General features: G+C 44.6%; 9 protein-coding genes. 3 read left to right on the plus strand and 6 right to left on the minus strand.

The features are described 5' to 3' along the window. Complete coding sequence (nudE, locus tag L1286_RS20905) at positions 1-564, minus strand: ADP compounds hydrolase NudE (RefSeq protein WP_235408956.1); 564 nt, start codon at positions 562-564, stop codon at positions 1-3. Positions 565-624: 60 nt separating this feature from the next. On the opposite strand from nudE, the gene yrfG reads away from it, so the two are divergent. Further along, positions 625-1296 (plus strand): GMP/IMP nucleotidase, encoded by a 672-nt coding sequence (gene yrfG / locus L1286_RS20910; protein WP_235408957.1) that lies wholly within the window; start codon positions 625-627, stop codon positions 1294-1296. Here the strand turns inward: yrfG and L1286_RS20915 are convergent. Next, positions 1293-1913 (minus strand): dUTP diphosphatase, encoded by a 621-nt coding sequence (locus L1286_RS20915; protein WP_235408958.1) that lies wholly within the window; start codon positions 1911-1913, stop codon positions 1293-1295. The genes yrfG and L1286_RS20915 overlap by 4 nt on opposite strands. Before the next feature lie 119 nt (positions 1914-2032). On the opposite strand from L1286_RS20915, the gene L1286_RS20920 reads away from it, so the two are divergent. After that, positions 2033-2659, plus strand: a complete 627-nt coding sequence (locus L1286_RS20920) for a peroxiredoxin-like family protein (protein ID WP_235408960.1) — start codon at positions 2033-2035, stop codon at positions 2657-2659. Between the two features lie 32 nt (positions 2660-2691). On the opposite strand, the gene L1286_RS20925 is transcribed toward L1286_RS20920, so the two are convergent. The 3 genes from L1286_RS20925 to L1286_RS20935 all read right to left on the minus strand — a co-directional run bounded on the left by L1286_RS20925 (position 2692) and on the right by L1286_RS20935 (position 6228). Then, positions 2692-5028 carry a fatty acid cis/trans isomerase gene (locus L1286_RS20925; RefSeq protein ID WP_235408961.1) on the minus strand — a complete coding sequence of 779 codons (2337 nt, stop codon included), beginning with the start codon at positions 5026-5028 and terminating at the stop codon, positions 2692-2694. Between the two features lie 15 nt (positions 5029-5043). Then, positions 5044-5451, minus strand: coding sequence for a hypothetical protein (locus tag L1286_RS20930; protein WP_235408962.1), 408 nt, complete (start codon positions 5449-5451; stop codon positions 5044-5046). A gap of 111 nt (positions 5452-5562) precedes the next feature. Further along, positions 5563-6228, minus strand: a complete 666-nt coding sequence (locus L1286_RS20935) for an SDR family oxidoreductase (RefSeq protein WP_235408964.1) — start codon at positions 6226-6228, stop codon at positions 5563-5565. Positions 6229-6369: 141 nt separating this feature from the next. Between L1286_RS20935 and L1286_RS20940 the strand changes: the two genes are divergently transcribed. Beyond that, complete coding sequence (locus tag L1286_RS20940; RefSeq protein WP_235408966.1) at positions 6370-7128, plus strand: hypothetical protein; 759 nt, start codon at positions 6370-6372, stop codon at positions 7126-7128. Here the strand turns inward: L1286_RS20940 and L1286_RS20945 are convergent. Further along, on the minus strand, positions 7106-7903 hold the full coding sequence (locus tag L1286_RS20945; RefSeq protein WP_235408968.1) for a VOC family protein: 798 nt from the start codon (positions 7901-7903) through the stop codon (positions 7106-7108). The genes L1286_RS20940 and L1286_RS20945 overlap by 23 nt on opposite strands. Positions 7904-8315: the final 412 nt, after the last annotated feature.

Raw genomic sequence — 8315 nt, forward strand, 5'->3', positions numbered from 1 at the left:
TTAAACCTCCTTTAATAAAAACTGCTGTAACAATAGTAGTGCAGCCACACTCCGCGCTTCAGTAAAATCAGCTTGTTCAAGCAGTGCTTGCCAATTTTCTAAAGGCCATTTAACCACCACGAGCGGTTCAGGCTCATCTCCTTCTAGGCGTTCTGGATAGAGTTCTTTCGCCACCAAAATATGCATGTGGGCATTAAAATAACTGGGTGCCAACGAGACCGTTTTCAAATCGGTAAAATGAGCGGCACCAAAGCCTACTTCTTCTTTTAATTCGCGGTTACCTGCCTCAACGGGAGTTTCTCCCGGATCAATTAGTCCTTTGGGAAAGCCAAGTTGGTAATTGTGTGTGCCTGCACAGTACTCTCTCACTAATAGTAGTTCATTTTCAGCAGTTATTGGCACAATCATCACAGCACCTCGCTTACCCCCTTTGATACGCTCATATTGCCTTCGCTCTCCATTGGAGAATTGCAAATCGAGGGCTTCAACAGTGAATAGCTTACTCTTCGCAACAACTTCTGACGATAAAATTTCCGGCGGACATGGATGCTTTTTCTGTGACATAAACGTTTATTTGCTATGATGGTGGTAACCTAATCATAAAGCCTTTGCAGTTAAAAGCCTATGCTAAATTGGTCAAATATCGACACCGTCCTACTAGATATGGATGGCACCTTACTGGATCTTCATTTTGATAATCATTTTTGGTTAGAAATCATTCCTAAAGCACACGCCGCGAAGCAAGGGATCAGCCTTGAACAAGCTCGCGCTGACATTCTCGCGCGGTACGATGCCGTTATGGGGCAAATAGAATGGTACTGTTTAGATTATTGGCAAGCACAATTACAGCTACCCATTATGGAATTAAAAAGAGAGATCCAAGATTTAATTTCTGTCCGTGAAGACGTCCCAGAGTTCTTAAAAGCCCTCAAAATGGCAGGAAAAGAGCTGATTTTACTCACCAACGCCCACCCTGATAGCTTGAGCTTGAAAATAGAGCGCACACAACTCAGCGGTACACAATTTGATGGCTATCTCGATAGCGTCATTTCAACGCACCAGTATGGAGTGAGCAAAGAAAGCCAAAGTCTTTGGCACCAAGTACAAGCCGATTTACAATTTGATAAGACGAGAACGTTGTTTGTTGATGATAGCCTGAGTGTGCTGGCTGCAGCCAGACAATATGGGATCGGCCACCTGCTGGCAATTGAAAATCCTGATAGCCAGCAAGCTCCTAGAGAGATCACTGACTATCTTGCAATTAGTGATTATCGAACTCTGTTACCGATAACTTAAGCAGGGTAGCGCGCTTTTAAGCCCGCATATACTTGCTTTGCAAAGTCTGGATGCTCTGTATCCAGACTTTTAACGATATCGACTAAGTGCTCATTGTCTTCCTTTTCATCCCACACTTTAATGTAACTACCTTCTTTGTAGCCATGATCTTGGCGGAAGAAGTTCAATGTATTCTTACCGACATAACCGCGGTATAGATCATCAAGTGACATGCCTATTTGCTGCATACATCCAGCAAACGCGGCTGCGTTAAATGTTTTTTCAGCAACCGCACTAGCGGCAAGTTGCTCTAAAGTTTGTTTGAAGTCTGCAGCTTGCTCTGGCGACGCCAATTCAGTATCAAGTTGCTTGGCGAGATCTTCAAACGATGTTTTGCCGTCAATCCTCAACGACAAACCGAAATGAAAAATATCTACAAGCTCTAAGATCACTTGCTCAGTGTCGGGTGTTTGTTTTTTCCACCACTTCCAACCGTAGTGATCAAGCATTTCTGCACACTCAACCCATATCGCTCGATACCATTCAAAGCCCTGGCTAAACCATTGTTCATGCACTTTGGTATTCATCGCGTTTTGCATTTCCAGCATCACTACTAGCTTGGTGATATTTGCAGACATATTGACTCTCTTTGAGGTGATAAATAAAAAAGGATAGGCGTAATATCATACCCGAGCGAAAGCATTTCGTCACTTTGCCTGTCTAATAACATTCACTCATGCTTAATATAGAGGATCTCATGCCAATTTTACTGACTATCTGTCTGATTTTGATGACCCCACTCGTTTCTGCAGCGACAATCACCAATATCAGCAACTCGCCTGAATCTGTATCACCATTATTACCTGGCCTACAGGCGCCTGCGCTTACGTTAAAGAATAGCGAAGGTAAAGCCATTGATTTATCAACACTATATAAAAATAAAACCTCCATTGTTGTTGTATACCGTGGCGGATGGTGCCCTTATTGCACACGTCAGCTAAAAGGTATCCAAGCTATTGAATCTCAAATTGCCTCATTAGGGGCGCAAATTATTGCCGTTTCGCCGGACTCGCCAAAAGCACTTGCAAAGAGCACGATTGAGTCACCCAATTATTTACTGCTTTCTGACAACAAAATGGCGTATGCGCAGGCTTTAGGGCTGGCTTATTTTCTAGATAACAAAACCGCCACTGCGTATCGCAATAAGCTTGGGGTAAACTTCGTTGACCTTGATGGAAATGACCGTGTCGCGTTACCAGTACCCGCCGTGTTTGTTATAGACAAGCGAGGCCTAGTACAGTTCCAATACGCGAATCCAAACTACAAAGTACGGTTGGATGAAAAAGTGTTACTGGCAGCGGTCACTGCCGCCAGCAAACTATAAAAATTGAACCGTTAAAGCGCGTACACAGTGCTTTAACGGTTTTCCAAACGGTTGTAATCGAACAATCCAAATTCAACCCCTCGATAACGCCTAGCAGTGTCGTGCAATAAGTCGCTATATTGCCAAAATTGAGGGTGTGTTCTTCTGATGCCAAATTGTGCTTTGAGTCCCTGGTAGCTGGCTTCATCCATAACGTGTTCAAACCCGGCTGTGAACGCCTTCACGTGCGCTTGATTAGGTAAATACCAAATTGCTTCAGGATAATCACCTACAAACCCCGGGATCATCGTCACATAATCCTCTTCATAAGCACGTTGGCCAGACTCATTTAGTAAACTAGAAATATTAAAATGCGCATTGTGGCGCAGTAAGGTATATGCCTGATGTCCGCCTTGGTCATTGCGCACGAGTATGAATGATACTTGAGGTAACATCTTAACCGCTGCGATTGGCAAATGGTTCAATACCTTTAACGTGTCAGGTACCTGATGATAATCGTATTCTCGATGTAAGACGCTACTGAGCCTTTCACCCATTCTGTGGTAGAGCTCTGATTGAGGATCATCCGTTTGATATTCAATATGACTCTCTGCCCCAAGCAAGCTTTTGCGATTAATAAATTCACTCAGGCTCAAGTGCGACCGTCTATACCAGTACTTCTTAATCTCTTGTCGATGACTTTTTGGCAACAGGTTTAAGTAGTTTTGCTCACCCTCTAAGCGCAAAAAGTCCATATAAAGGCGTGTGATCAATTGATGGCCAATATTGCCGTACACGTCGAACCCTGCAACCAGTAAATAGTGGATTCTTTCAAATAACGCATAATCCAATACCCACATCGTCTTTGGTTGTTGGCCGACAAACCCTTTTACTACCGTCGCACTGTTAAAATGGCGAAATATGGTTAGCGCCGCGTTCGCGTTGTGGCCATCCCCTTGCCAAAGTAAGCCTAAATCTAATTTACCACCTTGGTTGAACAGTTGATTAGATAGCGCGGTTTTTGCTTTTAAATAATCACTCTGACGCTTGGCGTATTTTGCCCAGCTCGACAACGGCAGTACGTTACTCTGTTCCGCAGCCGGTAGTAACAAATCATCATCGTGCTCAAGTAGCAGTGCCTCGACCGCGGGGTTCGCATTTTTTTCAGGGTCTACAAATGCAACCCAAAAGTGGTCATTAATCACGTTCAGTGCGATTTGGCCTCGACATACTGGTCCCTTGATAAAGCCCTTCACAATCAATTCAGCTTCATCCAGCATAAATTGATAGCGTGATTTAACTGGGATCGCCGCGAACGTTTTAAAGGGGTTTGCAGCCAATTTAGGGGCATACCCGGGTAAAGCACTGACGTCATAATCACCGCCTAAAAATTGACTGTATAAACGACTCATTTTTTCGTCATCTAACGCCAATGGCAAGTGAGTTTTTGACAATATCGTACTGCGCTCATGCATCAATCGATAATAAACCCGCGATACCCGTGGATCGTCAAAAGGGCGTACCGTCGAAATCAATTCAATTGGCTGTCCTGGCGGTGTTTTGGAGCGAACTAACTTGAAGAACGTATCTTGACTATACTCGGCAAAATATATATTTGCCAAGTACCAATGCTCGTAAATGTATCGCGCAGCCAATTGTGGTTTATTGCCTGATTGGTTTAAAAATTGTTCCCACTTATCGACCTGTTTTTGTATCTCTTTTGAGGGAGCTGCAATTTCACCCATTTGCGCACCTTGTTCCAACCAATTTTGCAATTGTGCAAATTCATGGTGAGAAAGTGCAGGCAGGCCATATGGCATGCCGGCATGTGGGTTGTTGTCAGCATAATCATCGTACTCATCCATTGACGGGCAACTTTGCGCTCTATCCAAAGAAAAGTCATACGCTTTGCCAAGTATCGCTTGTTCTGGAAAGCTATTACGCTGTTTTAATAGTAGGCTTTGATACAGGAGCCCACCTTGTAAATTTGCATACGCTGTTTGTACCCGCTCATTCAATACCGGCGTAAAACCTTTGTCACGCCACTGTGCTGTTGTTGTCGCATCAAATAGCAGGCGAGTTGGTGATTCTGCAAGAAGGCGTGTGCCATCATATACTAAGGTTTTGCTCACCCCTCTATCGATACCCTGCGGTGAACTAAGTTTCAACTGACAAGGCGCATCATAGCAGCCATGGCACACGACACATCGGTTGTCCAAAACTGGTTTTATTTGTTGTAAATATGTCGCGCCACCTTGCGTGTACGCCACAACACGTTCCCGCGGCTGCTCAGGACCAAATAAATCATCATAGTGGCTGACGCCTAATACAGCACATCCACTCAATAGAATGAATATGCTCACCAGCCAGATAAAGCGCTTCTGTGGCATCACTAGGCTCCGTGGTTAATTTACAGACTGCTCGCTATTGTTACCTTCTTCCTCCTCATCGTCATCGTCTAGTCCCAAATCAAATGTTGGCATCATATCCACGGGCGGCGATACAAATAAGGCTTCAGCATTAGCTGGACTTAGCACCGCACTGAGCACAGGGCCATGATTTAATAGTAGTTGCGCTTGATGACCAGATGCCAATAAAACGGTATAACTGGCTTCAATGTCTTGTAATTCATAACGCTCTAATGGAATACTGATGCTTTGTTCTGGTGCAGGGTTTTGGCATAGATTGGCAAGTAGCTCAGCAGTCAAGTTCACTGATATTTGCATGTCGGGACGGTCAATATCACGACTTTCTAATTCATCGTCTAACAAAAATAAAGGCAGGGTTAGCGGGGTATTTTCTTGTAGTTCCATGCTCATACTCTAGAATCATTTTGTGCAAGTGTAGCATAGTTCCATGAACCAAAACCGAACAATATATTTCATGTGAAGGACTACATCGTCGTCCTTCAAAACCGTTAAACTCTACCAAGGCAGCTCATCACCATTAGAATGCCAAAAGCGGCCTGAATTGCTTAGATTCAGTGCCTCTATTCTTTGGATTAAACGGCTTGCAGCTTCATCTGGCCCAATATCTCCCGCAAAATTGACCATCTGGGTTTGCACAAACCCCGGGTGTAGCAATGCGACAGCAACGCCTTTTGGCTTTAACTCATGAGCGAGACTGACACCAGCCGCATTCAGAGCTGCCTTTGACATTCGATAGCCGATATACGCGCCTGAACTATTGTCAGCAATTGACCCCATTCGGCTGGTTACCATCGCAACCTTGGCACCCGAAGTTAATAAGGATTGCAAGGCATATGTCACTCGAACTGGTGCGACAGCATTCACGGCAAGTTGAGCCTCAATACGCGTAAAGTCCATATCATGTAGGCTTTCATTGCTGAAAATACCCGCATTATTGATTAAGATATCAATCTGTCGACCTTGCAGCTGCTGAGCAAGCGCCATCACGTCTGCTTCTCGGCTCACATCAATGTCGGAAATAATATCAACAGGAAGCGCTTCTAACTCTTTTGAACGCTGCCTGACTACCGCGGTAACGTGATAGCCTTGTTGTGAATATTGGCGGCAAAACTCTAAACCAATGCCTCGATTAGCGCCTGTAATGACAATATGCTTGTCCATTCTCTTTCCCATTATTGTGATAAACCTGCATATAGAGTGGGGGCATAAAATGGCAGATTCAAGGAAAGTATAGGGGCAAAGTGCCATAGTGTGGGTGTTCTGCTAGGCTTATATCACTCCCCTCACTATGGGCCTAATAATGTGAAGCTCTTGATCGCCGTGGCGACTATCCTGTTTGCACTTCAGTCAGTTGCCAAGGAATACAATATCAATGTCAGTGAAAGCATGTCATTTCACTTAGGAAAGAAGCAGGTAGAGCAAATATTCACTGCAATATATGCGCCTCTCAATATTGCCCCCCGATTTCATTACTTACCTTCTCAAAGAGGGCTTCGTTGGGTCAACTTAGGTCAATTTGATGCAGAAGCTGGTCGAGTTGAAAGCGCAATGCATCAATTCGACTCACTGATTCCCATTCCAACTCCACTGGCAACCGTACGTCTAGCAGTTTTTTGCTTGGACCCTCGGTTTTGCCAAATAAATCATAAAGAGGGCATGATTATTATTGAAGGCAGTTTGCTCTCTGTTCAGTTTTGCGAGCGTCTAGCACTCAATTGCCATGCTGTTCAAAATACAATTTCAGCATTTCAAGCATTGGCCAAAAGTCATAGCCGTCAGCTTTTGGCCACTGATCATTTTAGTATTGGCTCATTGTGTGACTCTGGTCTGCGAAAAATCTATATGTATATCTTGCCTGGACAAGGGGTAGAGGTACGGCATTATATCCATGAAAAACACCGCCCTTTACTTTCTAAAATTGATCTCAGTATCAAAGACAAGCTCGCCAATGGCGAGCTAAACGCGTTTATTGATAGACTCAGTCATGAATTTGCCAACTGCAATGGCGAGATAATCAAACTTGTCGTTCCCCCTAACACTACGGCTCAATGGTATCCATAGATGGCGCCATAACAGAAAATACCGCACCTTGTGGATCGGTAATTACCGCAAAGCGCCCCACATCAGGAATATCCGTTGGCGGAACACATACTTGTCCACCAAGTGTGGCCGCTTTTTCTGCACTCTCATCACAGTCTCTTACTGCGAAATATAACATCCAATGAGGCGGCATCCCTTGCCACTCTGCAGTCATTTGCAGCATACCCGCAATAGGTTTGCCATTGGCGCTAAATATCACATAGTCCATATTCTCCATCGCTTGGTGTGTTGCTTGCCAGCCTAACAACTTACAATAAAACGCTTCACTCTTTGCGCTGTCTTGGCTCGCCAACTCATACCAATAAGGCGTTCCAGCTTCAAACTCCCGTTTTGTGCCGACATGGCCGCCAGCTTGCCACAGCGCAAAATTGGCTCCCCCGGGCTCATGAAGTAGCACCATTCTGCCCGCTTCCGGTACATCATGTGGTCCAGCAATGACTTCAGCCCCTAAATCCTTCGCGCGCTCAGCCAACTCATCGACATTATCTACAGCTATATAACCCAACCAATGGCTGGGTACTTGCGCTTCCTTTTGTTCCGGCATCATTTGATACATGGCTGCAATATCATCTTCTTCTTTTTGTAGCATAGTGTAGAAGCAGTCTTCGCCAATGGGTTGATCGACACTCTGCCAACTAAACAACTGAGTATAGAACGATTTACCCGCCCCCCAATCAGAGCTACATAACTCTGACCAACAAAATTCTCCGATTTTTTTTCTTTCAATACGTGCCATGATTATGATTCCTAATAGACTCGTCCACTTACAGTTAAGCAGATATTGCTTTATTCGCAATCTCGAATGATTCCGGAAGGCACACAGTAAACTAAGTGAGTGCGCTCTTTTTGCGCAAGTATAGTGCGAAGCACGAAGCGTCCACATTCTTTTCGCGCAAGGTGAAATGCACTGATTTAACCGCAGCTAAGGGAGTGTATTTAAAAGGTATAAAGAATGACAACAGTGAAAACGCTTCACTGCACCTAGCACTCAAGCTCGTGTTAGCACCTTAAACGCAAAAAACCCGTCGCATTACTGCAACGGGTTTCTTTTATTTGGCGCTTGGCAATGGTCCGGCCGACGGCCAGAGGCCTCGCGTTCAGTCGGTAGAAAGTGAAACTATTCACTTTCTTATCCCCGCCTTCACCCT

It is taken from the genome of Pseudoalteromonas sp. SMS1 (assembly GCF_021530565.1).
Classification (GTDB): Bacteria; Pseudomonadota; Gammaproteobacteria; order Enterobacterales; family Alteromonadaceae; genus Pseudoalteromonas.

Bases quoted from the DNA above. Each gene is read 5' to 3' on its own strand.
- nudE (WP_235408956.1), bottom strand. From the start codon at position 564: ATGTCACAGAAAAAGCATCCATGTCCGCCGGAAATTTTATCGTCAGAA.
- yrfG (WP_235408957.1), top strand. From the start codon at position 625: ATGCTAAATTGGTCAAATATCGACACCGTCCTACTAGATATGGATGGC.
- L1286_RS20915 (WP_235408958.1), bottom strand. From the start codon at position 1,913: ATGTCTGCAAATATCACCAAGCTAGTAGTGATGCTGGAAATGCAAAAC.
- L1286_RS20920 (WP_235408960.1), top strand. From the start codon at position 2,033: ATGCCAATTTTACTGACTATCTGTCTGATTTTGATGACCCCACTCGTT.
- L1286_RS20925 (WP_235408961.1), bottom strand. From the start codon at position 5,028: ATGCCACAGAAGCGCTTTATCTGGCTGGTGAGCATATTCATTCTATTG.
- L1286_RS20930 (WP_235408962.1), bottom strand. From the start codon at position 5,451: ATGGAACTACAAGAAAATACCCCGCTAACCCTGCCTTTATTTTTGTTA.
- L1286_RS20935 (WP_235408964.1), bottom strand. From the start codon at position 6,228: ATGGACAAGCATATTGTCATTACAGGCGCTAATCGAGGCATTGGTTTA.
- L1286_RS20945 (WP_235408968.1), bottom strand. From the start codon at position 7,903: ATGGCACGTATTGAAAGAAAAAAAATCGGAGAATTTTGTTGGTCAGAG.